The organism is Rhodococcus sp. LB1, from assembly GCF_001583455.1.
GTDB lineage: Bacteria > Actinomycetota > Actinomycetes > Mycobacteriales > Mycobacteriaceae > Rhodococcus_F > Rhodococcus_F opacus.
In genome coordinates this window covers 25,007-48,193 of record NZ_LTCZ01000301.1, presented here as the reverse complement: position 1 = coordinate 48,193, position 23,187 = coordinate 25,007, and the positions used below count along the sequence as shown (strand labels likewise).

21 protein-coding genes are annotated in these 23,187 nt (G+C 64.6%); 10 read left to right on the top strand and 11 right to left on the bottom strand.

Annotated features, from left to right (window positions below):
- Positions 1-624 precede the first annotated feature (624 nt).
- From AZG88_RS31485 to AZG88_RS31465, 5 genes are all read right to left on the bottom strand, one after another.
- Complete coding sequence (locus AZG88_RS31485; protein ID WP_061042550.1) at positions 625-852, bottom strand: hypothetical protein; 228 nt, start codon at positions 850-852, stop codon at positions 625-627.
- A gap of 316 nt (positions 853-1,168) precedes the next feature.
- Positions 1,169-2,335 (bottom strand): acyl-CoA dehydrogenase family protein, encoded by a 1,167-nt coding sequence (locus AZG88_RS31480; RefSeq protein WP_061042549.1) that lies wholly within the window; start codon positions 2,333-2,335, stop codon positions 1,169-1,171.
- Between the two features lie 282 nt (positions 2,336-2,617).
- Positions 2,618-4,213, bottom strand: a complete 1,596-nt coding sequence (locus AZG88_RS31475; RefSeq protein WP_156517665.1) for a succinic semialdehyde dehydrogenase — start codon at positions 4,211-4,213, stop codon at positions 2,618-2,620.
- 35 nt (positions 4,214-4,248) lie between these two features.
- A complete protein-coding gene (locus AZG88_RS31470) occupies positions 4,249-5,526 on the bottom strand; it encodes a cytochrome P450 (RefSeq protein ID WP_061042548.1) in 1,278 nt (425 codons plus the stop codon).
- A 14-nt stretch (positions 5,527-5,540) separates the two neighbouring features.
- Positions 5,541-6,989, bottom strand: coding sequence for an aldehyde dehydrogenase (locus tag AZG88_RS31465; RefSeq protein WP_061042547.1), 1,449 nt, complete (start codon positions 6,987-6,989; stop codon positions 5,541-5,543).
- A 126-nt stretch (positions 6,990-7,115) separates the two neighbouring features.
- Between AZG88_RS31465 and AZG88_RS31460 the strand changes: the two genes are divergently transcribed.
- The 3 genes from AZG88_RS31460 to AZG88_RS31450 all read left to right on the top strand — a co-directional run bounded on the left by AZG88_RS31460 (position 7,116) and on the right by AZG88_RS31450 (position 10,348).
- The gene (locus AZG88_RS31460) at positions 7,116-7,676 is read left to right on the top strand and encodes a TetR/AcrR family transcriptional regulator (RefSeq protein WP_061042546.1); all 561 of its coding nucleotides are present in this window, start codon (positions 7,116-7,118) and stop codon (positions 7,674-7,676) included.
- 364 nt (positions 7,677-8,040) lie between these two features.
- On the top strand, positions 8,041-9,249 hold the full coding sequence (locus AZG88_RS31455) for a CaiB/BaiF CoA transferase family protein (RefSeq protein WP_061042613.1): 1,209 nt from the start codon (positions 8,041-8,043) through the stop codon (positions 9,247-9,249).
- Between the two features lie 7 nt (positions 9,250-9,256).
- Complete coding sequence (locus AZG88_RS31450; RefSeq protein ID WP_061042545.1) at positions 9,257-10,348, top strand: NAD(P)-dependent alcohol dehydrogenase; 1,092 nt, start codon at positions 9,257-9,259, stop codon at positions 10,346-10,348.
- A 282-nt stretch (positions 10,349-10,630) separates the two neighbouring features.
- Here AZG88_RS31450 and AZG88_RS31445 read toward each other — a convergent pair whose 3' ends face one another.
- The 3 genes from AZG88_RS31445 to AZG88_RS31435 all read right to left on the bottom strand — a co-directional run bounded on the left by AZG88_RS31445 (position 10,631) and on the right by AZG88_RS31435 (position 13,193).
- Positions 10,631-11,296: a nitroreductase gene (locus AZG88_RS31445; RefSeq protein WP_061042544.1), complete on the bottom strand. Its 666-nt coding sequence runs from the start codon at positions 11,294-11,296 to the stop codon at positions 10,631-10,633.
- Between the two features lie 283 nt (positions 11,297-11,579).
- Complete coding sequence (locus tag AZG88_RS31440) at positions 11,580-12,014, bottom strand: Zn-ribbon domain-containing OB-fold protein (RefSeq protein WP_061042543.1); 435 nt, start codon at positions 12,012-12,014, stop codon at positions 11,580-11,582.
- A 15-nt stretch (positions 12,015-12,029) separates the two neighbouring features.
- Entirely contained in the window at positions 12,030-13,193 is a 1,164-nt protein-coding gene (locus AZG88_RS31435; RefSeq protein ID WP_061042542.1) for a thiolase family protein, read from the bottom strand.
- Between the two features lie 71 nt (positions 13,194-13,264).
- On the opposite strand from AZG88_RS31435, the gene AZG88_RS31430 reads away from it, so the two are divergent.
- Together AZG88_RS31430 and AZG88_RS31425 are read left to right on the top strand one after the other, a co-directional pair.
- The gene (locus AZG88_RS31430; protein ID WP_061042541.1) at positions 13,265-13,456 is read left to right on the top strand and encodes a ferredoxin; all 192 of its coding nucleotides are present in this window, start codon (positions 13,265-13,267) and stop codon (positions 13,454-13,456) included.
- Positions 13,453-14,676 carry an NAD(P)/FAD-dependent oxidoreductase gene (locus AZG88_RS31425; protein WP_061042540.1) on the top strand — a complete coding sequence of 408 codons (1,224 nt, stop codon included), beginning with the start codon at positions 13,453-13,455 and terminating at the stop codon, positions 14,674-14,676. Before AZG88_RS31430 ends, AZG88_RS31425 begins: the two co-directional genes overlap by 4 nt.
- Positions 14,677-14,954: 278 nt before the next feature.
- Here the strand turns inward: AZG88_RS31425 and AZG88_RS31420 are convergent, their stop codons facing one another.
- Positions 14,955-15,992, bottom strand: coding sequence for an LLM class F420-dependent oxidoreductase (locus AZG88_RS31420; protein ID WP_061700093.1), 1,038 nt, complete (start codon positions 15,990-15,992; stop codon positions 14,955-14,957).
- Between the two features lie 44 nt (positions 15,993-16,036).
- Complete coding sequence (locus tag AZG88_RS31415; protein WP_061700092.1) at positions 16,037-16,822, bottom strand: enoyl-CoA hydratase/isomerase family protein; 786 nt, start codon at positions 16,820-16,822, stop codon at positions 16,037-16,039.
- Positions 16,823-17,076: 254 nt separating this feature from the next.
- Here AZG88_RS31415 and AZG88_RS31410 point away from each other — a divergent pair, with 254 nt between their 5' ends.
- The 3 genes from AZG88_RS31410 to AZG88_RS31400 all read left to right on the top strand — a co-directional run bounded on the left by AZG88_RS31410 (position 17,077) and on the right by AZG88_RS31400 (position 19,576).
- On the top strand, positions 17,077-17,835 hold the full coding sequence (locus AZG88_RS31410) for an SDR family NAD(P)-dependent oxidoreductase (protein WP_061700128.1): 759 nt from the start codon (positions 17,077-17,079) through the stop codon (positions 17,833-17,835).
- Positions 17,836-17,952: 117 nt separating this feature from the next.
- Positions 17,953-18,792: a metallophosphoesterase gene (locus tag AZG88_RS53010; RefSeq protein ID WP_331712305.1), complete on the top strand. Its 840-nt coding sequence runs from the start codon at positions 17,953-17,955 to the stop codon at positions 18,790-18,792.
- A 226-nt stretch (positions 18,793-19,018) separates the two neighbouring features.
- The gene (locus AZG88_RS31400; protein ID WP_061042535.1) at positions 19,019-19,576 is read left to right on the top strand and encodes a TetR/AcrR family transcriptional regulator; all 558 of its coding nucleotides are present in this window, start codon (positions 19,019-19,021) and stop codon (positions 19,574-19,576) included.
- Positions 19,577-19,889: 313 nt separating this feature from the next.
- On the opposite strand, the gene AZG88_RS31395 is transcribed toward AZG88_RS31400, so the two are convergent.
- Positions 19,890-20,519 carry a TetR/AcrR family transcriptional regulator gene (locus AZG88_RS31395; protein ID WP_061042534.1) on the bottom strand — a complete coding sequence of 210 codons (630 nt, stop codon included), beginning with the start codon at positions 20,517-20,519 and terminating at the stop codon, positions 19,890-19,892.
- Between the two features lie 544 nt (positions 20,520-21,063).
- On the opposite strand from AZG88_RS31395, the gene AZG88_RS31390 reads away from it, so the two are divergent.
- Both AZG88_RS31390 and AZG88_RS31385 read left to right on the top strand, forming a co-directional pair.
- Positions 21,064-21,678: a winged helix-turn-helix domain-containing protein gene (locus AZG88_RS31390; protein ID WP_061700090.1), complete on the top strand. Its 615-nt coding sequence runs from the start codon at positions 21,064-21,066 to the stop codon at positions 21,676-21,678.
- Positions 21,675-23,159, top strand: a complete 1,485-nt coding sequence (locus tag AZG88_RS31385; protein WP_082833525.1) for a pyruvate, phosphate dikinase — start codon at positions 21,675-21,677, stop codon at positions 23,157-23,159. Before AZG88_RS31390 ends, AZG88_RS31385 begins: the two co-directional genes overlap by 4 nt.
- Positions 23,160-23,187 lie beyond the last annotated feature (28 nt).

The window sequence follows — 23,187 nt, the reverse complement described above, 5'->3', positions numbered from 1 at the left end:
TTTCTACGAAATACGAGGGTCGGAAGATGAGTCGAGACCGGTAGTTGGAGCCGCAGGGAGAGTGCGGTCCTATGCGTATCGATGTCCTCTGCCGCGGCCGCGTACCGGACCATTCCCGGAGAGCACGCTCACCTTTTCCGCTCAGACGTGGCATCGACATCCATTCGACCGACGTGACCGGCACGCGGGTGCATGACCTGATGTGGTGTCAGGGCGTTGGAACGGCGCCCGGGCTGGTGACAGCGGTACTCACTTACCGGTGGTCTCGGCCTCGATGGGGACGCGTTAGCCGCGAGATCATGGACGTTTCGGTCCCCTCGAAGTAGGTCGACACCACCTTGACCTCACTGATCGCCGTTACCGGGATCGCATCGTGAGCATCGTCGGAAAGGACGTCGAAATGTTGACTGCACAGCGGAGCTAACGCGTCCCTGCTCAATGGCCGCCGCGTGTCGCCCTAGCGGATGAGCGGGCGCGGCCAAACCCGCCACGCGCCTTGACTGTATGGACACCACCGTACGAACCAGCAGACTCAACTGAGCGCGGGCGGCGCGGGTTGGCGCAGGCCGTCCGCGCCTCCGAGTGTGGTCGGTCTTGCCCGGGACCGCACGCTCGGTCCAGGAGTCATCCTCGTTCTGCGGTGCGGCCCACTACGGCAACCATTTCGCGTAGCCCGTTTCGCTCGGCCAGCGACAGACCGGTGGGGCGTCCTGAGACGAGGATTTTCTCGATCCGTTGAGCAAAGGTCAGCATGCTGATTCCAAACTCGACGAGAATGTCATCAGCGGGCGGGCCGCCGAAGGGGAGCCAGCGGACAGCGAAGTCAACGATTGCCGAGGATTCGGCGTCCATTTCGGGTGAGCCAGCGCTCCAGGTTTGTAGCGCACGGCGATTGGTGCGCCGTGCGCTGCTGTGTGAAACCCGCTGCAATATCCTCATCCTTCTGTGAAACCGCAGACTTCTACGGTGCAAACTACGAGCTCTTACGGTTTCTTCAGCGGCGAAGTTCCGGAGCATGGCTGTCTATCAGGGTGTGTCGCACGTGCATCCCCCGGCTCAGCACTGCTGGTCCGGGTCGGCTGTGTAAGGGTGGTGATCCCTCGCCGGGGTGCGTCCTCGGAACACTCACCTGCAGTAGATGTTAGGTGGCGTGGAGCATCGTTGGGCTTCAGCTACGCCTATCCGCTGAACTGAAGAGATCGCGCTGGATGATCTCCTTCATGATTTCGTTGGTGCCGCCGTAAATACGCTGCACGCGCGCATCGATGAAGGCCTTTGCAATCGGATACTCCATCATGTAGCCGTAGCCGCCGTGCAGCTGGAGTCCCGCATCGATGACGTCCCACTGCAGTTCGGTAGCAGCGAGCTTGGCCTTGGCAGCGTCGGTGGGTGAGAGTTCTCCATGTGAGTGCTGGATTACGGCACGGTCGAGGAAGGCGCGGACCATATCGATCCGTGTCGCGAGGTCGGCCAGGACGAAGCCGGTGTTCTGGAATTCGGAGATCGACTTCCCGAACGCTTTGCGTTCGGTCACGTAGGACACGGTCCACTGCAGCGCCGCTTCGGCGGACATCTGCGCAGCGAGCGCGATACCGAGCCGCTCGAGCGAGAGACTGTCCATCAAATAGTGCAGCCCGGCACCGATCTCACCGAGCACATTCTCCTGGGGAACTCGAACGTCGTCGAAAACCAGCTCAGCGGTGTCCTGGGCGGACAGACCGACCTTGTGCAATTGCCGGCCTCGGTGGAATCCGGGCATGCCATCCTCCACCACCACGAGGCTGAGCGCACCACTTCCATCGCTGCTGGGGGTGCGCACGACGACGATCACCAGGTCCGCGAGGATCCCACTCGTGATGAAGGTCTTGCTGCCGTTTACCACCCAGGCGTCGCCGTCTTGGACGGCAGTGGTCTTGATGCCGCGAAGATCGCTCCCGGTTCCGGGTTCGGTCATCGCGATTGCTCCGATCGTCTCCCCGGTCGTAAACCCCGGCAACCATCGTCGCTTCTGATCAGCGCTGCCCTGTCGCAGGATGTAGTTCGCGACGATGTCGTCGTTGGTGGAGAATCCGGACTGCAATGCTGCGGCACCGACGCGGGCCAACTCCGAGATGACGACGACCCGGAAGCGGTAGTCAGTGACCCCGCTGCCGCCGTACTCCTCAGGGATCGACAACCCCAACAATCCTAACTTCCCAGCGGCCAACCATGTTTCGCGGTCAATCGATCGCTGTTCGTCCCATCGTTCGAGATTCGGGACAACGTCGTTCTCCACGAAACGGCGGACTGTCTGGCGATACGCCTCGTGATCGACCTCGAAAAGATCGCTTTTCACACTGACTCCTCGATCGGTATTGCGCTGCAGATGAATGGGAAAGAGTTTCGGTGCTCCCGGGAGGAGCCGAAAGGTGGGTTAAGAGTTCTTGCCGTTTGGGTCGCTTCCATCGCACCGACGCTGTCGCCGCGATGGTCGACAGTATCGGCGCTGCGGTGCCCCGGGTTCGGGTGCGAAACGTGTCCACCGGTGGGAGCACGGCTGACCTCTGCGACCCGGAGGCCGTGGTCGTTCAGCCTGCAGAAGCAATGGATCCGCGCAGACGCGGGACTGACGACGTTCCTACTTGATTCGAAACATCTTCATCAGCCGGTACGTCCAGGCGAGGATCGTTGCGTTCTGCTCGGTGCTCACTCCTGCGGGGGGATCGAATCCCACGACGTGTTGGCTCGCGATGGTCTGCAGTTCGGTGTACTCGAGGATGCCTTGTTCGCCATGCCGACGGCCCTGACCGGAGGACTTCATTCCGCCCATCGGTGCGTCGTTGGACGCGTAGGCAGAGCCGTAGCCCTCGTTGATGTTGACGGTTCCGCAACGGATCTGTTCGGCGACACGGCGGCCACGGGCCGTGCTGGAGGTCCAGACGCTGGCGTTGAGGCCGAACTCGGTGTCGTTTGCGAGGCGGACAGCCTCGTCGTCACTGTCGACCCGGTACAACGAGACCACCGGTCCGAAGGTCTCGTTGGCGTACACCTCCATCTCGGGGGTGACGTCCTCGAGGATGGTCGGTTCGTAGAAATACGGGCCGAGGTCGGGACGTGGCCGTCCTCCTGCGAGCACTGTGGCCCCATGATCGCGGGCATCGGCGACGTGACGTTCGACGTTGTCGAACTGTCGTTGCGATGTCAAAGTGCCGATGTCGTAGTCGAACGCTGCGCCCTTCCCGAGTTTGAGTGCCTGGGTCTGCGCGACGAGCTTGCGGACGAATTCGTCGTAGATGGCGCCGGCGATGTACAGGCGTTCGGTCGACAGGCAGAGCTGCCCGGCGGTGGAGAAACACGCCCGAGCTGCTCCCTTGGCGGCCTTGTCGAGATCGGCGTCGTCGAGCACCAGCATGGGGTTCTTGCCGCCGAGCTCGAGTGTGCAACCGATGAGTCGGCGCGCGGCCGCCTCCGCGATCTTGCGGCCCGCGCTGGTCGAGCCGGTGAAGCAGATGTGGTCGGCGTGGTCGATGATCGGCTGTCCGACCGTTGCCGGCTCGCCGACGACGACCTGCCACAGTGCGGGGTCGAGGCCGGCTTCGACGAGGAGCTCCCGCGCGCGTAGTGCGGTCAGCGCGGTCTGCGTGTCCGGCTTGTGGACCACGGCATTGCCGGCGAGGAGCGCGGGGATGATGTCGCAGACACCCAGCGACAGGGGATAGTTCCACGGGGAGATGATGCCCACCACGCCCTTGGGCTGCCGCAATTCGCGGGTTTGTGTCGCGAGGGGGATGGCGCCGGCTCGTTTGCGGGGGGCGAGGAACGTCGATGCGTGCCTGCCGTAATAGAGCGCCAGTCCCGCGACATCGAGGGTCTCTTCGAATGCGCTGTTGCGGGACTTGCCGGTCTCGGCCTGGACGATGTCGATGAGGCCTTCGTTCGCGAGGACGAGGTCGTGCAGCCGCAGGAAAGGTTTGGCCCGCTCCCGTGGTGATGTGGCAGCCCATGTGCGTTGGCTGGTGCGGGCGGCGGTGAACGCCGCCGCCACGTCGTCGACGGTCGAGGTACGGAAGGTCGCCAATTGTTGCCCGGTGGCCGGTGCAGCTGTCGACACTTCCGGTCCGCTACCAGGCAGAGTGCCGATCAGCCGGGAGATGATCTCAGGTGCGATCGCGATACTCGGGGTGCTCGAAGCAGCCGATGTGATGCTGTGGATTTTGTCGGTGCGTACTGTCATGTTCTCTACCAATCATCATGGAGTGCGTAGGAATCTCACGACTGTTCGGGTGTGAAGTGAATGGGCATCGACTTCACACCATGGATGAAGTTGCCCTCGAGCATGACGGGGTCACCCGCCCGGAAATCGGGAATTCGTGTGAGCAGTTCGCGGAACAGCGCCCGCAGCTGACTCTTGGCGACCTGATTGCCGAGGCAGAAGTGGTTTCCGCCGCCGCCGAAACCGACGTGCGGGTTCGGCGATCGTGACAGGTCGAAGGTGTCGGGGTCGGTGAAGACCGCGGTGTCCCAGTTCCCGGAGGGATAGAACATGACCACCTTCTCGCCGGCCTTGATGGGCTGACCGGCCAGTTCGGTGTCTTCGATGGCGGTGCGCCGGAAGGTCATCACCGGGGACGCCCAGCGCACGAACTCTTCGATCGCGTTGTTGATCCGGCCGTCGTAGTCCTCCAGGAGCCAGGCTCGCTGGTCAGGAAAATCGGTCAATGCCTTCACCGCGTGTGTGGCGGTCTGCCGCGTCGTATCGGTGCCGGCGACGCACAAGAGTGTGAAGAAGGACGATATTTCGATGTCGTTGAGTCGTTCACCGTCCACCTCGGCGTTGACCAGGGCGCTGATCAGATCATCCCGGGGCTCGGCTCGGCGCTGCGCTGCGAGTGTGCGGGCAAGTTTGGTGAGATACCAGCCGACCTCGGCCAGTGCGGGCCCTCTCTCGCGGCCGCCCCGTACTTCGGGGTCGTTCCATCCGGTGATGACCTCGGCGGCGTGGGCCACCTTCTCCTGCTCGTCGCGGTCGATGCCGATCATGTCGCAGACGGTTCGCATCGGTAGCTTGGCGGCGACTTCGCTGACGAACTCGGAGTCGCCCCTCGCGGCGATGGCATCGACGAGTTCGGAGGCGTTGCGTTTGATCTGGTCTTCGATTCGTTTGACCTGCCGCGGAGTGAAGGCGGCACTGATCAGCTTGCGAATCTTGGTGTGGTCGGGCGGGTCCATCGCGAGGATCGACTGCGAGCCGCGCAGCACATCCGGCGGGAGATTCTCGAACTGCACCCCCAGGCCCGAGATGAAGACCTCGCTGCGGCGACTGACGTCGACGATGTCGGCGTGCCGCACCACCGCCCAGTATCCCGGGTCGCCCGGCTCGGGCAGCCACGAGTCCTCCACGGGTGGTTGCCAACTGACGGGACTGTGGTCGCGGAGTTGGGCGAACGAGGCTTCCCGTTCGATGGCGGATTTCGCCCAGAACGCCTTGGAGGACAAGTCGATCTCGTGGTAGGGGCGGATTGCGGCGTCGGTACGTGCAGCGGTCATCAGGTTCTCCAAGATCAAGCGGGCAGGTAGACGGACTTGAGTTGCTGGTACGGATGCAGGCCCTCGGGACCGAGCTCCCGCCCGAGACCGCTCGACTTGACGCCACCGAACGGGGCCCCATGGTCGAGGGTGAACCCGTTGACGCCGACGGCACCGGCCTGGACGCGTCGGGCTACGGCCAGCCCCCGGTCGGGGTCGGCGGTCCACACGGTGCCGCCGAGACCGTAGACGGAATCGTTGGCGATCCGGACGGCTTCGTCTTCGTCGCGGTAGCGGATGATGCTCAGTACCGGGCCGAAGATCTCTTCCTGCGCAATGGTCGCCTTGTTGTCGACGTCGGCGAAGATCGTCGGTTCGACGAACCAGCCGCGGTCGAGATCCGCCGGCCGTCGGCCGCCGGTGGTGATGCGTGCTCCCTCGCTCTTTCCTTGGGCGATGTGTGCCTCGATGTTGTGGCGTTGGTGCGCGCTGGCGACCGGGCCGATCTGGGTCTTGGGGTCGAGGGCGTCACCGACACGCAGTGCCGAGGCCATCGCGGTGAACGCGTCGACGACCTCGTCGTAGCGGTTGTCCGGGGCGAGGATGCGGGTGCTGATGAAGCAGGTTTGGCCGTTGTTGAGCAGGGTCGAGGAGAACATCGATCTCATGCTCCGATGGAGGTCGACGTCGTCGAGGATGATTCCCGCGGACTTGCCGCCGAGTTCGAGGGTGACCGGTTTGAGCAGCCGCCCACACTGTTCGGCGATGGTGCGCCCGGCGTCGGTGGAGCCGGTGAAGGCCACCTTGTCGACTCCGGGGTGGTGGATCAGATGCGTTCCCACCGTCCGGCCGCCGCCGGTGACGATGTTGATCACGCCGGCTGGGAGATCCGCCTCTGCGACCGCGTCGGCGAGCAGAAACGCATCGAGGACGGTCTCGGACGAGGGTTTGATGACGACCGTGCATCCCGCGGCCAGGGCGGGGGCGAGTTTGAAGAAGGTCAACGACTGCGGGAAGTTCCACGGGACGATGGCGGCGACGACGCCGAGCGGTTCCTTGCGGACCGCGGTCGTGCCGTAGACCAGCGAGGGCCGGTGCACTTCGACGGCAGTGTCGCGGATCAGTCCGGCGTAATACCGCAGCAGCGTCGCGGGCACGACTGCCTCGGTCTGCTTGCTGATGCTCGTGGGCATGCCGTTCTGGCTGCTGACCCGAATGGCAATGGCCCCGCTGTATTTGTCGATGGCGGTCGCCAAGCGCAGTAGTGCGTCCGCGCGTTGGTCGGGGGACCAGCTGGACCAGCCGGTCGGGTCGTCGAATGCGCGGCGGGCCGCGGCGACAGCAGCGTCGGCGTCGGCCTCGTTGCCCTTCGGGACGGATCCGATCACCTCTTCGGTGCTGGCGGAGACGACCTGGAGGGTGGCCGGAGATGCCGGACGTACCCATTTGCCCCCGATGAAGAGCCTGTCATAGAAACACCACATGTCCGTACCATAGCGCATGTTATGTAGATGGGGAAGGACTGCGCGAGCCTCTTCGGCGAGGAGCGAGGGCCTCGATACGATAGACTGTGTTATTGACGGGTAGGCGACCAACGATCGGGGCGGACCATGTCACGGATAGTCACCCCAGAGCAGTACTTCGAGTCGGCTCTCGCGGCGCTCGCCGAGCTCGGCTTCACGGGTCTGAACATCGGGATGATGTGCAAGAAACTCGGCGTGACCAGCGGCTCGTTCTATCACCACTTCGGTAGCTGGCAGGGCTTCGTCGACGCATTGCTGACCTTCTGGGAGAACCGTCAGGTGGTGATCCTGCGTGACGTCGAATTCGGCGCCGGCCCACCAGAAGAGGACATCGAATCCCTGCGCCGCCTCACCCTCGGACTGAATCACGAAGCGGAAGCAGCGATCAGGGCGTGGGCCGCCAACGACGAATCGGTACGCGAGGTGCGAAACCGGGTGGACGACGCCCGGCGCAAGACGGTCTACAAGGCAGTGCTCCGGGTCGTCGGAGATCGCGCGACCGCCAAGGTGGTGACCTCACTCGGCATGTCCATGCTGGTGGGCTATCAGCAGGTGGCCGCCGACGGCGGGTACGCGCCCCTCGACAAGCTTCTCGACGAGTTCGTGCGGCTCATCTATTCGCACGCTGAACTGACCCAAAGAGCCTGACGGGCTCCACTCCTCGGCTGTGGTGCCCACGTGGTGCCGCGGACGGCCGGTGCCCCGCCTGCTGTCGACTCGGGTGTGAAAGCCGTGCGCGGATTCGAGCACCGCTCCGCGGCAAACAAGCGGTGCGACGTTCGCCGCGAGCCCTCCTGAGGCGTATTCAGGCGAACGGGTCCTGCGCACTGATCAATCCTCTTCTACGTCAGAGAATTTGGACCATCTTCTGGTTCCTGGACGGACCGCCGCGGTCCGCGCGGTGACCCGATCGGCAGATAAAAAGCCTCTGGACTTCGACCATGAATGCAGTTATGGTGACGACAACATAGATCATGTTATGTAGGTCGTTATGCCCAGAAAGGTGAACATGATGCCGAGCAGTGACGGCCCGCGGCCACTCGACGGCTACCGGGTGCTGGACTTCACGCAGAACGTTGCCGGACCGCTGGCCGGACAGGTGATGGCTGACCTCGGTGCCGAGGTGATCAAAATCGAAGCGCCGGGAGGTGAATCCGCTCGCCGCATCGTCTCCGTCGTTCCCGGGCGCAAGCCCTTGGCGACCTACTTTCTGCCGAACAACCGCGGGAAGAAGTCGGTGATGGTCGATCTACGGTCCGACGAAGGCCGTGAGCACGTTCTCCGCCTCGCCGACAGCGCCGACGTGGTGCTCGAGGCGTTTCGCCCCGGGGTGATGGAAAAGATGGGGTTGGGGCCGGAGACGTTGCAGGGGCGTAACCCGTCGCTGGTCTACGCCCGACTGTCGGCCTACGGCGGCAACGGTGTCAACAGCAGCCGCCCCGGTCTCGACCTGATGGTGCAGGCCGAGGCCGGAATGACGACCGGGCTACGGACGGCGGAGGGTGGACCGCAGATCATTCCGTTCCAGCTCGTCGACGGCGCCACCGGGCACGTCTTCGCTCAGGCCGTTCTCGCCGCACTGCTGAATCGGGAACGTCACGGTGTCGCCGATGTCGTCAAGGTCGCGATGTACGACGTCGCGGTGAGTCTGCAGGCCAACCAGCTCACCCTGCATTTGAACAAGGACCCCAACGCCTCGTCGAAGTCCGCGAAGCCCGCCCTCACCCGTGGCCCGGATGGCAAGCCGCGCAAGCAAGTTGCGTTCGCGACTCAACCCTCCGATGCGTTCAAGGCCGCGGACGGCCACCTTGTGCTCAGCGCCTACGTCCCCAAGCACTGGGCTCTGCTGTGTGAGGTGATCGGCCGGCCCGACCTGACCGAGGACGAACGCTTCGCCGACCAAAAACTGCGCGCCGTCAACTACTACGAACTCAAGGACGAGTTGGAGTCGGCGCTGGCCGAACGAACGGCTGCGCAGTGGGTGGACGCACTGCACGAGAAGGGACTGATGGCCACGCTCGCCTACAACTGGAAGCAGGTGGTGCACACCCCCCTGTTCGCCGAGAACGAACTCGCCGTCACCGTCGGGGAAGGAGAGAACGCGCAGGTGGTCGTCCGGACGCCCGCGCGGTTCGACAGCTTCACTCCGGCGGCTGTCGGCGTGCCGCCGTCCCCGGGGGAGCACAACGACGAGTTCCTCGCCTCGGCCGTGGCGAACTGAGCCCGCTGTGAAGACTATTGCCGCAGTGCTTCGTTCGCCCGACGGGCCGTACTCGATCGAGGAGTTGACCCTCGATCCGCCCGGACCCGACGATATCGCGGTGCGGATCGCGGGTGTCGGGCTCTGTCATACCGATCTGCTGCCCCGAGCCGAACCGGGCATGCCGTTGCCGCTGGTTCCGGGCCATGAAGGATCCGGGGTGGTCGAAGCGGTGGGATCCCACGTGCAGGGTCTCGCGGTTGGTGACCACGTGGTGTTGTCCTTCGATTCGTGCCGAACCTGCGCCAATTGCCGGCAGGCCCGTCCGGCATATTGCGACACTTTCTTTCCCCGCAACATGTCCGGTCGCAGCGCCGACGGGTCGACCAATGCGCACGACGCAGGCGGAGCGCCGGTGTCCGCGCGCTGGTTCGGGCAGTCGTCCTTCGCCACCCGATCTGTGGTCGACGCGCGCAACGCTGTCAAGGTCGACCCGTCGCTGCCGTTGGAACTGCTGGGCCCGCTGGGTTGCGGCTTTCAGACCGGGGCGGGCGCCGTGTTGAACTCGCTCGGGACCGAGGTCGGTGCCAGCATTGTCGTCTTCGGTGCCGGCGCCGTGGGTCTGGCCTCGGTGATGGCGGCGCGTGTCGCCGGAGCGGCGACCATCGTCGCGGTCGATCTCAACCGAGACCGGTTGGAGTTGGCCCGCGACCTCGGGGCCACTCATATAATCGACGGCGGCGCGGACGACGTCACTCGCCAAATCCGCCGCACGGTGCGAGGCGGCGCCGACTACGCACTGGACACGACCGGGGCGCCACGGGGGATCGCGACCGCCATCGACACACTCCGGACGTCCGGGGTATGCGGGCTGATCGGCGCGCCCGCCGGTGATCTGCGAATCAGTGTCACAGCGCTGTGCACCGGACGGACCGTGAAGGGCATCGTCGAAGGCGACGCGATCCCACATCTGTTCATTCCCCGCCTGATCTCGCTCTGGCAGGACGGCAAGTTCCCGTTCGACCGGTTGATCGAGAAGTTCGCTCTCGACGACATCGACGCCGCCGAGCGGGCCGCGCTCGACGGCAAGGTGGTCAAGCCGATTCTGGTGCCGCACTAGCTGCCACACCGACGTCGGCAGGTCCCGGGCAGACCTGCCGACCGGTCGTGGATGACGGGACAGGGACGGGTCCCGTCATCCACGCCCACTACAAGGAGCGTGATCGGCCTCCGTCGGTCCACCAACCGGATTCTCGCACCCGGCCAGGAGGGGTGGGTGCACGCAACCGGCGAGCATCCAGCACCCAACGAGTAATCGATCGTGCAGATACGGACGTGTGTCGATGAAAGTGCAGCGGGACAGGAGTATCGGCCTCCAGTCGAAGCGGTTCCGCAGGACAATTCAGCCGAGGAGCTGGACTGTCTCCGACATCGGGGCGCGGTCGATTATCGTGCCTCCGCTCACAGCGGTGTCCTCGTATCCGATAGCCATCCCGCAGAACAACATCAGATCTGCTTGCGGCTGGACGATTTCGTCGACTGTCGTATGGTAAACCGACCACGCCTCCTGGGGGCAGCTCGCTAATCCCTCCTCTCGTAGGAGCAGCATGATCGTCTGCAGATACATACCAATGTCGGACCACTGCGCCGAACCCATGTTGCGGTCGACATAGCAGAAGAGCCCAACCGGGGCACCGAAGAACTGCCAGTTTCGGGCGAACCACGCGCGCCGGGCCTTCTTGTCCTCTCGCGGAATGCCAAGGACGGAGTAGAGCTGCTGGCCCGCCGAGACGCGGCGCTCGCGGTACGGTGATTTCAGGTCGGCGGGGTAGATCGGATACTGCGGTGCGTCGCCGAGGTCGCCGGCGGTGAGTCGGGCGGACATCTTCTCGACGATTGCAGCGTGGGATTGGCCGGTGACGACGTACGTGTGCCAGGGCTGAATGTTGCCGCCCGATGGGGTACGCGCGGCAGACTCGAGGACGCGTTCGAGGACCGCTCGGTCGACACGTTGGTCAGTGAAGTCGCGCACGGAGCGTCGTGATCGCACCGCGTCGTGCACATTCATGCGAGCTCCTCAATCCGGAAAATTTCATGGGGTCTGCCATCGAATACTTGCCATCGCTTTTCTGAATCCCTGCGAGCGGTCATTCTCAGAAGAAGTCTCGCTCATGTGACCTCTGCGGGAAATGCGTTGGGGCGGCTGAGTGATCAAGCGACGAAGCCAGGCCGGTCGCGTGGTCGGGTTCGGGTCGCGCCCGTTGCCCCGGAGATCAGCGGGGCTACGAGGGTCGCCGCCGCTCGGATGCCGGAGCAGGAGTGGTCCGGCAAGGGGGTAATGCGCATCTGGGCTACTCGTCGGCCAGAGCTTCCACCCGGAAGACCGGGTATGAGTCACCGACCTCGGGATGAACGAACGCGACGTGCAGGGGGAGCCCGGCGCGTAACTCGCCCGGGTTGTATCCGACGATACGTGCGTTGATCCACGGCCCCTCTTTCAACTCCACCAGCCCGATGGGGAAGGGGACTTGCTCGGCGAAGGCTGGATGCGGCGGATGGTGCACCACGGCCCACGACACCAGAGTCGCCGCTCCCGTCGCAGTGTCCCAGCTCAGATCGGAGCTGCCACAGGCAGTACAGGTCCGAGCCTCGGGGCTGAACGCGTGGTGACAGTGGGTGCAGCGTCGAATCGCAAGTTGATCGGCGGCCGCGGCATCGAAGAACTCGCCGCTGCGGGCGTCACGCAGGACGGCCGGACCGGATACTTCAGCGAGATCGTTTGTCATGACTGGACCTTTCGATCAGCGGGGACTGAGAATCAGCGTCGAGTGGTGATCGAGGATGCCGCCGTTGCCGCTGACCAAGATCACGTCGTGGTTGTCGACCTGACGGCCGCCGCCCTGACCACGGGCCTGAATGACCGCCTCGGTGAGCGGAGTCATTCCCCACAAGTAGTACGACGAAAGCTGTCCGCCGCCGGTGTTGACGGGCAGCTCACCGCCGGGCCCGGTGCGCCCGTTCGCGACGAACTTGCCACCCTCACCCTTGGCGCAGAAGCCGTAGTCTTCGAGTGTCACGAGAACGGTGAACGTGTAGCAGTCGTACAGCTCGAGTAGATCGACGTCGTCGACCGTCACCCCCGCCATGCGTAGTGCAGTGGGTCCGGAGATCGCCGCACCGGTGCGCAGCCCGAAATCCGAACCGCGTTCGGCGACCTGCCCTGGATGGCCCTGTCCCCACCCGAGCACGTGTACCGGTGGTTGCGCCAGGTCTTTCGCTCGCTCCGCGGTGGTGACGATCACCGCCGCACCGCCATTGGAGACAAGGCAGCAGTCCAGCAGTCGCAGCGGTTCTGCGATCCAGCGTGAACTCTGATGGTCCTCGAGGGTGATCGGGGTGCGCATCTGGGCGAGCGGGTTGTGCACCGCCCACGCACGCTGCGCGACCGCGATTTCGCCGAGCTGTTCGGTGGTGGTGCCGTAGGTCTCCATGTGGCGGCGGGTGGCGAACGCGTACTTGGCGTTGGCGTTCGTGATGCCACTGGCGACGAGATAGCTGGGCAGGCCGACGATCGGCTTGGCGCTGCGGCCGGTGTAGGCGGCGCCGGCGGACACTTTCGGCTTCAACGGCGCATCGGCGAACACACACGCCACGGCCTCGGCCATGCCGCTGGTGACCGCCGCTGCCGCGTAGGACACCATCGAGCCGGCCGAGGCACCGTACGCATTCATCTCCGTCAGGAGCCGGAGGTCGCGGAGGCCGAGGACGTTCTGCAGGGTGATCGACACATCGCGTTTGAGTCCGCTGTTGATCAACAGTCCGTCGATGTCGGACAGGTGCAGACCGGCATCAGTGGCGGCCCGGCGAACCGCATCGGCCGCGAAATCTGTTGCGCTGCGACCGAAAACCTTTCCCACCTCGGTAATGCCGAGCCCGGCGATCGCGGCCCCGCGAGAATCCGCCATCGGACGCCTCCTGTGATCTCGAATCCCAAATTGGGTTCCAACATACCATATCCTCTGTTATGGTGATTTGCATGAAGATCGAGTTGGATCGAACGAAATGCACGGGATTGGGGATCTGCGAGTCCATCGCCCCCGATGTCTTCGAGGTCAACGACGACGGTGACCTGGTCCTGCTGACCGAGGAGATCACCGACGACCAGTTGGCGGAGGTCGAGCAGGCCGTCGAGGGCTGCCCCACGGCCGCGCTGCGGCTGATCCGATGACCACGCGTCTGGTCGTCGTCGGGGCGTCGCTTGCAGGCCTGCGGGCGGCCGAAGCGGCACGGAAGACTGGATTCACCGGATCGATCACCCTGATCGGCGCCGAGGATCACCTTCCCTACGATCGGCCGCCTCTGTCGAAGGCATTCCTCGACGCCGACACCGACCGGCAGTCCGAGCTCGCCTACCGCGACCTCGCCGGGCTGCAGGAGCTGGATGTCGAACTGGTCCTCGGCGCGCCCGCAACGGGTCTCGACACCGAACAGCGCACCGTCGCCGTCGACGGCACCTGCGTCGACTACGACGCCCTCGTGCTCGCGACCGGTGCCCGCGCCCGCACGCTCCCCGGCACCGAGGCACTGGCGGGCGTGCATACCCTCCGCACGCTCGACGACGCCAGGGCGGTCCGGTCCGCACTTGACGCTGGTGCGCGCACCGTGGTGATCGGCGCCGGTTTCATCGGATCGGAAGTTGCATCTGGGGCCCGCAAGCGCGGACTCGACGTGACCGTGGTCGAGGCGCTGCCGACGCCGCTGGTCCGAGCAATCGGTGACCAGATGGGTGTGGCGTGTTCGGCACTGCACACGGCGAACGGCACCGACCTGCGATGTGGCGTTGCCGTCGAGGCCATCGAGGGGGAGACCGCCGTCGAACGGGTGCGGCTCTCCGACGGCACGGTCCTGCCCGCCGACCTGGTCGTGGTCGGTGTCGGAGCGGCCCCGGCGACCGACTGGCTCGACGGTTCCGGATTGCCGCTCGACAACGGCATCGTCTGCGACAGCACCTTGTGGACCGGTGTACCCGGCGTCTACGCGGCGGGCGACGTATGCCGTTGGCGCAACCCGCTGTTCGACCGCACCATGCGCCTCGAACACTGGACAAGCGCCGCCGAACAAGGGGCACTGGCCGCCCGAAACGCTCTCGATCCGGACGCGGCCACCCCGTACTCGACCGTCCCGTATTTCTGGTCGGACTGGTACGACACGCGGATCCAGTTCGTCGGTGTCCCGGATGCCGACGAGATCGAGGTCATCGGCGACGTCGGCAGCGGCCGATTCGTTGCTCTCTATCGCGGTGGTGACCGCCTGGTCGGTGCACTCGCCCTCAATCGCCAGGCCGACATCATGAAGTACCGCGGCCTGATCATGAAGGCAACGACGTGGACCGCCGGCCTCGACTTCGCGCGCGCGAGAGAAGCCAAGCGGGCGCTGCCCGTTCCGTGAACAGCACTGCGGCCGTGGCCTACCTCCGGCGACACCGCCTAACAGAAGTGCCGACACCCACCCCGTCGTGAAGGTTCGGTAGACGGCGCGGAGAGCGCCGGACGGCCCAGGTCGCACGGGCTGTGCAGCCCTGGTTGAGTCCCGGAGAACTGATCGGGGACGTCCCGTGCTCGTTGCACGCGCGAGCAGGTTTTTCGTGTGACCATAGATCGGTGGGCCGTGCCGGTCCCGCACCCAGTGGTGGGGGACCGGGACGGCCCGGACGCGGTCTACTCCGGTTACGCGCGAATCGCTTCCACGATGCGTGCACGGGTATCCGGGCGTGGCCATCCCGCCAGCACGATCGTCGTCAGGCAGGTCGACTTCCATCGTGTGACGATGTCCTCGCAGATCTTGTCGGCCGGCCCGACGAGTGCGACATCCTCCACCATTGCTGTCGGTACCGCCTGCGCGGCGAGGTCCGAACGACCCTCCAGATACAACCGCTGGATCTCGGCACATGCCTCGCCCCAGCCCATGCGGGTGAAGACGTCGTTGTGAAAGTTGGCGCCCTTGGCACCCATGCCCCCGGCATACAGGGCGACCACCGGCTTCAGTTTCGCCGCCGCCTTCTCGACGTCGTCGTTCTCCACCAACCAGCACGTGTTGGCGATCTCGAAGTCGTCCGCCGTCCGGCGGGCGCCGGCGCGGGCGAACCCCTCCGCAAGGGCAGCCCGGTAGAACTCGTCGCTCTTGGGGGAGAACCACAGCGGCGTCCAGCCGTCGGCGATCTCCGCCGCCAGCGCCACGTTCTTCGGCCCCTCGGCCCCGAGATAGATCGGAACGTCCGCACGAAGCGGGTGCACGATCGACTTCAGCGGCTTCCCGAGCCCACTGCCGCCGTCGAAGGGCAGCTGATAGTGCCGCCCGGCGAACGTGACGGGCTTCTCCCGGGCCCACACCGCGCGCATGATCTCGACGTACTCGCGAGTCCGCTCGAGCGGCCGCGGATACGGCTGCCCGTACCAGCCCTCGACGACCTGCGGCCCCGAGGCCCCGATGCCGACGATCATCCGACCACCACTGAGGTGGTCGACAGTTTGCGCCGCCATCGCCAACGCCGTCGGCGTCCGCGCCGACATCTGGCAAATCGACGTGCCGAGCTGCAACCGTGTCGTTTGGGAACCCCACCAGGCCAACGGGGTCAGCGCGTCCGACCCGTACGTTTCGGCGGTCCACAGACTGTCCACCCCGAGCGCTTCGGCCTCGGCGACGCGTTCGGCGATGCCCTGCGGCGGTGACCCACTCCAATAGCCCGCAGAAATTCCAACCTTCATGACGATGTTCCTCTCCTGCCGATTCGTCGAACGTGCTGTGGCCGTCAGTGATTGCGATACTCGGGCGCCCGCTTCTCGAGAAACGCGGACACCGCCTCACGGTGATCGGTGGTCAGGACGCTCAGGATCTGTGTCCGATTCTCGAGATCGATTGCCGCTCGGATCCCCGGCGTCTCGAGGTTGTCCCACATGACCTGTTTGGTCATCCAGACCCCGAACGGGCTGTTAGCACCGATCTTGGAGGCCAGGTCCAGCGCGGCGGACAGCAAGTCCTCGGCGGGCAGTACCTGCGAGACGAGTCCGATCCTGTGCGCTTCGTCGGCGGCGATCGTTCGACCGGACAGCAGAATCTCCGCCGATCGAGAGAACCCGATGGCGCGGGGCAGGATCCAGCTCAATCCGACGTCGCAGTTACTGAGGCCACGCTTGATGAAGGACGGGTGCAATGTTGCCGATTCGCTCATCAACCTGATGTCGCAGAGCAGTGACAGTGCCATCCCGCCCCCCGCTGCGGGACCGTTGATCGCGCAGATCACTGGCTGTCGGGCGCGGCGCAGAGCATCCGCCAGGTTGGCGATGTGCTCGGTTGCGCGCATCCCCTCCTGCGGACGTCCCTCAGGTCCGGTGGAGGTCGGCACCGTGCCGTAACCGCGCAGGTCCAGCCCCGCACAGAACGTGGTGCCGGCGCCGGTGAGAACGATGGTCCGCACGTCGGCGTCGTCGCGGACTCGGCGTAGGACCGCGTGGAGTGCCTCGATCAGGGAGGCATTCATGGCATTGAGTGCGTCCGGACGGTCGAGCCGGACGAGCAGTACTCCGGGGCGGGCCATCTCCGTGTAGACGAGATCGTTGCTTGCAGCAGTATCACTGGGCTCTGCGGTGACGAGAGGGTTGGAAGACACAGGACATCCTTGTCTGGGGCCGGAGAAGCAGAGTGGGCCGGCGGTCTCCGGATGTCGTGCCAGCCGGCCATCCCCAGGAACGTAACATACAATGTGTTATTGTCAGCGGATTCTGAGCCCTTTTCTTCGAGTGGGGTGATCCCACGCGGAGCGGCGAACCAAACGCGAAAGTTGGTGTGGCAGTGAATCCATTGGATGCGTTCCGGCTGGACGGCAAGGTTGTCGTGGTGACGGGAGCAAGTTCGGGGCTGGGGGTCGGTTTCGCACGCGCCCTGTCGGCAGTCGGCGCCACCGTCGTGCTTGCTGCTCGTCGGACAGACAAACTGAGCGATGTCGAAAACCAGTTGCGCGAGGCAGGAGGGGTGACGCTGTCCCACCGGACCGACGTCAGTTCCCCGGATGATTGCAAGGCTTTGGTGAGCCGCACGGTCGACGAGTTCGGCAGGATCGACGTCCTGGTCAACAACGCCGGCATCGCGGACGTGGTCCCCGCCTCCAAGGAGACCGAAGAGGGCTTCCGCAAGGTCATCGATGTCAATCTCAATGGATCGTTCTGGATGGCGCAGGCAGCCGTCGGCGTCATGCCCGAGGGGTCGTCGATTGTGAACGTGGCGAGTGTTCTCGGTTTGGTCGCCCCCCGCCTGCCGCAGGCGGCTTACGCTGCGAGCAAGGCGGGTGTCCTCGGGTTGACACGCGACTTGGCGGAGCAATGGTCGTTGCGTCGCGGCGTTCGCGTCAATGCACTCCTGCCGGGGTTCTTCCGTAGTGAGATGACCGAGAATGCAGCCGGTTTGGAAAAGATGTTGGCCGACCACAGCATGCTCGGGCGGTCTGGCACCCAAGCCGAGATCGACTCGGCTCTGCTCTTCCTCGCCAGCCCGGCCTCGAGCTACGTCACCGGTTCGGCCCTCGTTGTCGATGGGGGACTCACTGCCTTGTGACCCCTCGGAGTCCGCCGAGTAGTCCGCCGCGCGGGGGCCGATATCGGCGATACGCATCGCTACACCCGCGCTGCGGGCCGAGCGAGCGATGCGTTGCCGACGTCAGGATCGCCCTCCATGCGAGGTTGCTTCGGTGGCCGGCCGCGCAGGGCTTCGACCCACTCATCGCGGAACCTCATTCGATCGGTATATAACAGCGAAGGTGTCGCCATGTCCTCATCCAACGTCCCCGACCACCGCATACTGCACATCAGTGACACGCGCCTGCTGACCGGCGGCTCTGGCGAGAATATCGACTGCAGTGATGCCGTGGCACGACTGCTCGACGAGGTCGAAGAGATCGACGATCGTCCAGAAGCGTTGGCGCTTACGGGAACCCTGCCGGTCGGGTATCACCACCTTGCGCCATTTCGATCTGCGGTCGAGCGTGCGTCCGAGCGTGCGGATATTCAGGTGATCTGGGGGATGGGCGATCACGGCGATGGCGCTACATCCGACGAGTTCGATGACGAGGTCCATGATGTCAACGGGCTACGCCTCATCGCCGTCAACAGCAACGTCTCGGGTCGACTGCATGGTGAGATCGACGAATCGCAGCTGTCCTGGCTGAGTGCCGTTCTGGCTGTGCCGGCACCGCACGGGAGCATTCTCGTCCTGCACCACCCTCCCGTGCCGACCCCTGATCCGCTGATGGAAATGAGCGCATTGGCGAACCAAGACGCGCTCGAATCGGCCGTGGCGGACGGCGATCTCCGGACTATCCTGGCCGGCCATCTGCACTACTCGACCCTGTGTACTTTCGCGGGCGCGTCAGTTTCGGTCGCGGCCGCATCGTGCTACACCCAGGACGTGGGCATCGATTGGGGCAGCACCGGTCAGGCGCACCTTGTGCACACCACCGGAGATCGGATCGTGAACACTGCGGTCCGGCTGGGAAAGCGCCCCCGACCGAGATAGCAGGACTTGCTCCGGCCGCCTCGACCATCGCCGATCGAGGGTTCGCGGGTCGATGCTGCCGGTGCACCCCGGGCGTATCGGGAACCACCGGGCACGCCGAAGCACCACAACACACATTATGGTATGTTGGGATCGTGACTGGATGGTTCGCTGTCTCGTCACGATAAGACGTGCAACGACACCGGGCAAGTCGGTTCGGGGATGAGCGAGGGGGGCAAGGCGGCTGATGCCCACCATTGTGAGCAAGGAACAGTACTTCGAGACGGCATTGGACGTCCTCGCCGAGGTCGGGTTCAAAGGGCTCAACATCCGTCGGATGTGCACGACCCTGGGTGTCACCACCGGATCGTTCTATCACTACTTCGGGAGCTGGCAAGGTTTCGTCGACGCACTGCTCGAGTACTGGGAGCACCGCCAGGAGCGCATTCTGCGGGATCTATCATTCGGCAGTGGCGGTCCAGAAGACGACCTCGCTGCGTTGCGCACGTTGACCTTGGGGCTCCCGCACGCGGCGGAGGCCGCGATCAGGGCGTGGGGAATGAACGATGCCACCGTGCGTGAAACGCAACGCCGCGTGGACTCGGCGCGCCGCAAGACGGTCAGATCGGTCATCGCCCAAGTTGTCGACAGCGACGAGGCGGCCGATGTGATCGTCTCGCTGGGAATGGCGCTGCTGGTCGGCTTCCAAAACCTCACCGCCGAGGGGCAGCACACCGAACTCGTACCTCTGTACGACGAGTATCTTCGCTTGATTTCCATGCATGCCGTATCGAAGAGTCGGTAAAGCGGTTTCCAAGTTTTTGTGCCACAGCACTATTCACTGACAACTGCCGCTATCGGTGGACTCACTCTTCATCTCCTGTCACCCGCTGGCCAGGGGGTCTGTGGTCTCGTTGTTCGGTGATTAGTTTCCCGCTGATTGTCGGCCCGGAGTTCGCTGAGCGATGCACGGCAATGACCCGCGTCGCCACCCCGCTGCTCGACCGGGATTCCGTGTAGTCGACACGTAACGGCCTGAGGGCTCCCACTTCGCGAGTGCAGCAGGGCTTCGACCCTCGCCGTGCCGGTGCGCACGCACCCGGAGTGGTCTCCGACGATCAGATGAACGATTCCGATTGGCCGGTGGTCCACGCCGCAAGCTGGATTTCGAGACCTTCGACGTAAGCTTTCAGTGCCAGGCGGAAGCGATCCTGTGCCGAAACGGCACGGGCGGCCTCGACCGCCGATCGCAGTTCCGTCAACGATTCCGGAACGTCGGTGAACAAGTTGTTGTTGCCGTACTGGAGCGCACCGACCGTCAACGCTTCGAGATGCTCGCGGATGACGATGACGTACTCCAGAGGAAAACCGGCCTTCAGCAGAATGCTCACCGTTTGGTTCTCGTACTCGAGGCCGAACGTTCTCGGCGTCTGTGCGACCAGCAGTGGCACGACCTGCGGGTGAGCGTTGAGGGTGTCGAGAAACCGCGGAGCGTATTCGAGGATGTAGGTCTTCCAGTCGATCTCTGTATCCGATTCGACGACGAAACTGTCGAGGACCAAGCGCAGGACGTCGGCGAGGATGTCGGCCTTGTACCTGTAGTGATAGTAGACAGACGAATTGTGAACACCGAGTTCGGCGGCGAGACGCGTGAGGCTCAGCTGTTTCAGCCCGTCTCGGTCAATCAACATCAGTGCCGTCTCGATCACCCGTGTACGGGAGATCAGCGGTTTCTTCGGCCGTGCCACGGTTTCACCTCATTTCAGTAGGGCTCCACGCCCTGTGCACATCGTTCCAGTAAGTGCGCGCGCAGAGCGAATCGGCTTCGGCCGGCGGGGGCCGCGCAAAGCCGTCGACCGCGGCTATTCGTGCAGGTCAAGGCGATGGTTTTCGGGCGTGACCTCTGAGGTCTTCCTTTATCAGCAGCCTGCTGATAAATTGGTCACAGTAGCCACTGACGCGGCCCATGACTCGTGCCCCATTGGCCCAACGTGATGCGTGCGAAACGTGACACGCGAGTGACCTGTTTGTGCGCTAAATCCGCACGCTTCCAATCGAATTCGCGAAAGAATCGGTACCTTATTGCTCCATACCATTGACTCTGTTATGTTCACGGATGAGATCTACGACACATTGAATTCAGGAGAATGGCATGGCGGTAGCGAAGCCAGACGAATCCCCTCTCGGCACCCGCAGACCGGCGTTGCACCGCAGCACTGACGAACTTGCCCATCCTCGGGTTCACGGTCCAGCCACTGGCTCGACCGGACACGCATCACAGGTGGTTGATCAATGAACGACAAGCTTCAAATTCTGCAGCTCGTTCGCCTGCGCGGACGCACGACTGCCGCGGACGTGGCGGCCAGCACCGGCCTGTCGACCGACTCTGTGGACAGCGTGGTGCGCGAGCTCTGCGATGCGGGATTGGTCCAGGACCTGCGCGGACGACTCAAGCTCACCGGTGACGGACGAGTGGAACTGACCGCACTGATCGCCGCCGAGCGCGAGGGCGTCGATCAGGCGCGGATGTCCGCCGCCTATCACGACTTCAGTTCCGTCAACGCGACTTTCAAGCAGTTGGTGACCGACTGGCAGCTTGTGGACGAGGACAAACCCAACGACCACACCGACGCGGCGTACGACGCCGCGGTGATCAGCCGACTCGAAGGCGTCCATACCGATTTCCGGCCACTGCTCGAACGACTCACCGAGCTTGCCCCGCGCCTGAAGATGTATCCCGCACGCTTCGATGCGGCGCTGACGAAGATCCGCGACGGTGACCACTCCTGGCTGGCACGACCACTGATCGACAGCTACCACACCGCATGGTTCGAACTGCACGAAGATCTGATCGGACTGGCCGGGCTCACCCGCGCCGAGGAAGCCGCCGCTGGGAGGGCACAATGAGCGCCCACGTTCTGATGTTGGACGGCACCACCGGACTGGACCGGGACTTGCTCGGCGGCAAGGCATGGAGCATCGAGCGCATGCGGTCGCTGGGAATCCCGGTGCCGCCCGCGTTCGTCCTCGGCACCGACGTGTGCCGGCAGTACTACCGCGCCGAGCGCCAGCTGACCTCCGACGTGTGGGATGAGTTGCCGGCAGCGATGGCCGCCATCGCCTCGGTCACTGGTCGACACTTCGGCGACGAAACGCATCCGTTGCTGGTATCGGTGCGGTCCGGGGCAGCGATCAGCATGCCCGGGATGATGGACACGATCCTCAACCTCGGGATCAACGACCAGGTCGAGAAGGCGCTCGCCGAGGAGACCGGAGACAGCCGGTACGCCGCCGACACCCGCCGCCGCTTCGTCGAGCAGTTCGAGAAGGTGGTGGGTACGTACCCACCCGACGACCCGTGGGAGCAGCTGCGGATGGCGATCGTCGCCGTCCTCGAATCCTGGCATTCCCGTCGTGCCATCGCGTATCGACGTGACCGCGGCATTTCCGACGACGGCGGCACCGCCGTCACCGTCCAGGCAATGGTCTTCGGCAACCTCGACGACCGCTCCGGAACCGGGGTGCTGTTCACCCGCGACCCGTTGAGTGGAGCATCCACCCCCTACGGCGAGTGGCTCCTGCACGGACAGGGCGAGGACGTCGTCTCGGGACGGTCGAACGCCCGAGCCCTCGACGAACTCGCCGACGAAATGCCCACGGCCTACGCCGAACTCATGGCCGCAGCCCGACAGCTCGAACAGGCCGGACGTGACGTCCAGGACATCGAATTCACCATCGAGAGCGGCAAATTGTGGCTCCTGCAAACCCGGTCCGCCAAACGGTCGGCCGAGGCCACCGTGCGTCACGCGGTGCAACTCCAACGTGAAGGACTGATCACCGTCGACGAAGCCCTCGACCGGGTGAACGCCGACCTGGTCGAGTCGGTGATGACACCACACATCGATCCCACGGTGCTCCGCACGGCCGAGGAAGTCGCCCGCGGCAAGCAGGCATGCCAGGGTGTCGCGGTCGGAGTCGTGATCACCGACGTCGACGAGGCCGAGGAACGAGCGAGCAACGGCGAGCAGGTCATCCTCGTCCGACCCACCACCGATCCGGACGACGTCGCGGCCATGTCCCTGGTCAGCGGAGTCGTCACCGAACTCGGCGGCGCCACCTCACACGCCGCCGTCGTGTGCCGCGAACTGAATGTGCCGTGCGTCGTCGGCTGCGGCGACGGAGCAGTCGAGCTGGCCGGTCAGACCGTCACCGTCGACGCCACCCACGGGATCGTCTACCGCGGCGCCCTCCCACTCGTCGAACCCGCCGTCCAGGACGACTCCGACCTCGAACAACTGCTGGGCTGGGCGCAAGCGACCACCGGCACGACCGAGCACACCCTCCCCGAGTTGCTCCGACTCCGAGCACGAGCTGTAGCTACCGGATAAGCGCGCCACCTTTCGAAAGGAATGGCAT

Excerpts from the sequence above, each read along its gene's own strand:
- AZG88_RS31445 (WP_061042544.1), bottom strand. The coding sequence starts at position 11,296 with ATGAATGTGCACGACGCGGTGCGATCACGACGCTCCGTGCGCGACTTC.
- AZG88_RS31440 (WP_061042543.1), bottom strand. The coding sequence starts at position 12,014 with ATGACAAACGATCTCGCTGAAGTATCCGGTCCGGCCGTCCTGCGTGAC.
- AZG88_RS31485 (WP_061042550.1), bottom strand. The coding sequence starts at position 852 with ATGGACGCCGAATCCTCGGCAATCGTTGACTTCGCTGTCCGCTGGCTC.
- AZG88_RS31465 (WP_061042547.1), bottom strand. The coding sequence starts at position 6,989 with ATGTGGTGTTTCTATGACAGGCTCTTCATCGGGGGCAAATGGGTACGT.
- AZG88_RS31475 (WP_156517665.1), bottom strand. The coding sequence starts at position 4,213 with ATGACAGTACGCACCGACAAAATCCACAGCATCACATCGGCTGCTTCG.
- AZG88_RS31435 (WP_061042542.1), bottom strand. The coding sequence starts at position 13,193 with ATGGCGGATTCTCGCGGGGCCGCGATCGCCGGGCTCGGCATTACCGAG.
- AZG88_RS31400 (WP_061042535.1), top strand. The coding sequence starts at position 19,019 with ATGCCCACCATTGTGAGCAAGGAACAGTACTTCGAGACGGCATTGGAC.
- AZG88_RS31430 (WP_061042541.1), top strand. The coding sequence starts at position 13,265 with ATGAAGATCGAGTTGGATCGAACGAAATGCACGGGATTGGGGATCTGC.
- AZG88_RS31420 (WP_061700093.1), bottom strand. The coding sequence starts at position 15,992 with ATGAAGGTTGGAATTTCTGCGGGCTATTGGAGTGGGTCACCGCCGCAG.
- AZG88_RS31470 (WP_061042548.1), bottom strand. The coding sequence starts at position 5,526 with ATGACCGCTGCACGTACCGACGCCGCAATCCGCCCCTACCACGAGATC.
- AZG88_RS31390 (WP_061700090.1), top strand. The coding sequence starts at position 21,064 with ATGAACGACAAGCTTCAAATTCTGCAGCTCGTTCGCCTGCGCGGACGC.
- AZG88_RS53010 (WP_331712305.1), top strand. The coding sequence starts at position 17,953 with ATGCGAGGTTGCTTCGGTGGCCGGCCGCGCAGGGCTTCGACCCACTCA.
- AZG88_RS31425 (WP_061042540.1), top strand. The coding sequence starts at position 13,453 with ATGACCACGCGTCTGGTCGTCGTCGGGGCGTCGCTTGCAGGCCTGCGG.
- AZG88_RS31415 (WP_061700092.1), bottom strand. The coding sequence starts at position 16,822 with ATGGCCCGCCCCGGAGTACTGCTCGTCCGGCTCGACCGTCCGGACGCA.
- AZG88_RS31385 (WP_082833525.1), top strand. The coding sequence starts at position 21,675 with ATGAGCGCCCACGTTCTGATGTTGGACGGCACCACCGGACTGGACCGG.
- AZG88_RS31455 (WP_061042613.1), top strand. The coding sequence starts at position 8,041 with ATGCCGAGCAGTGACGGCCCGCGGCCACTCGACGGCTACCGGGTGCTG.
- AZG88_RS31460 (WP_061042546.1), top strand. The coding sequence starts at position 7,116 with ATGTCACGGATAGTCACCCCAGAGCAGTACTTCGAGTCGGCTCTCGCG.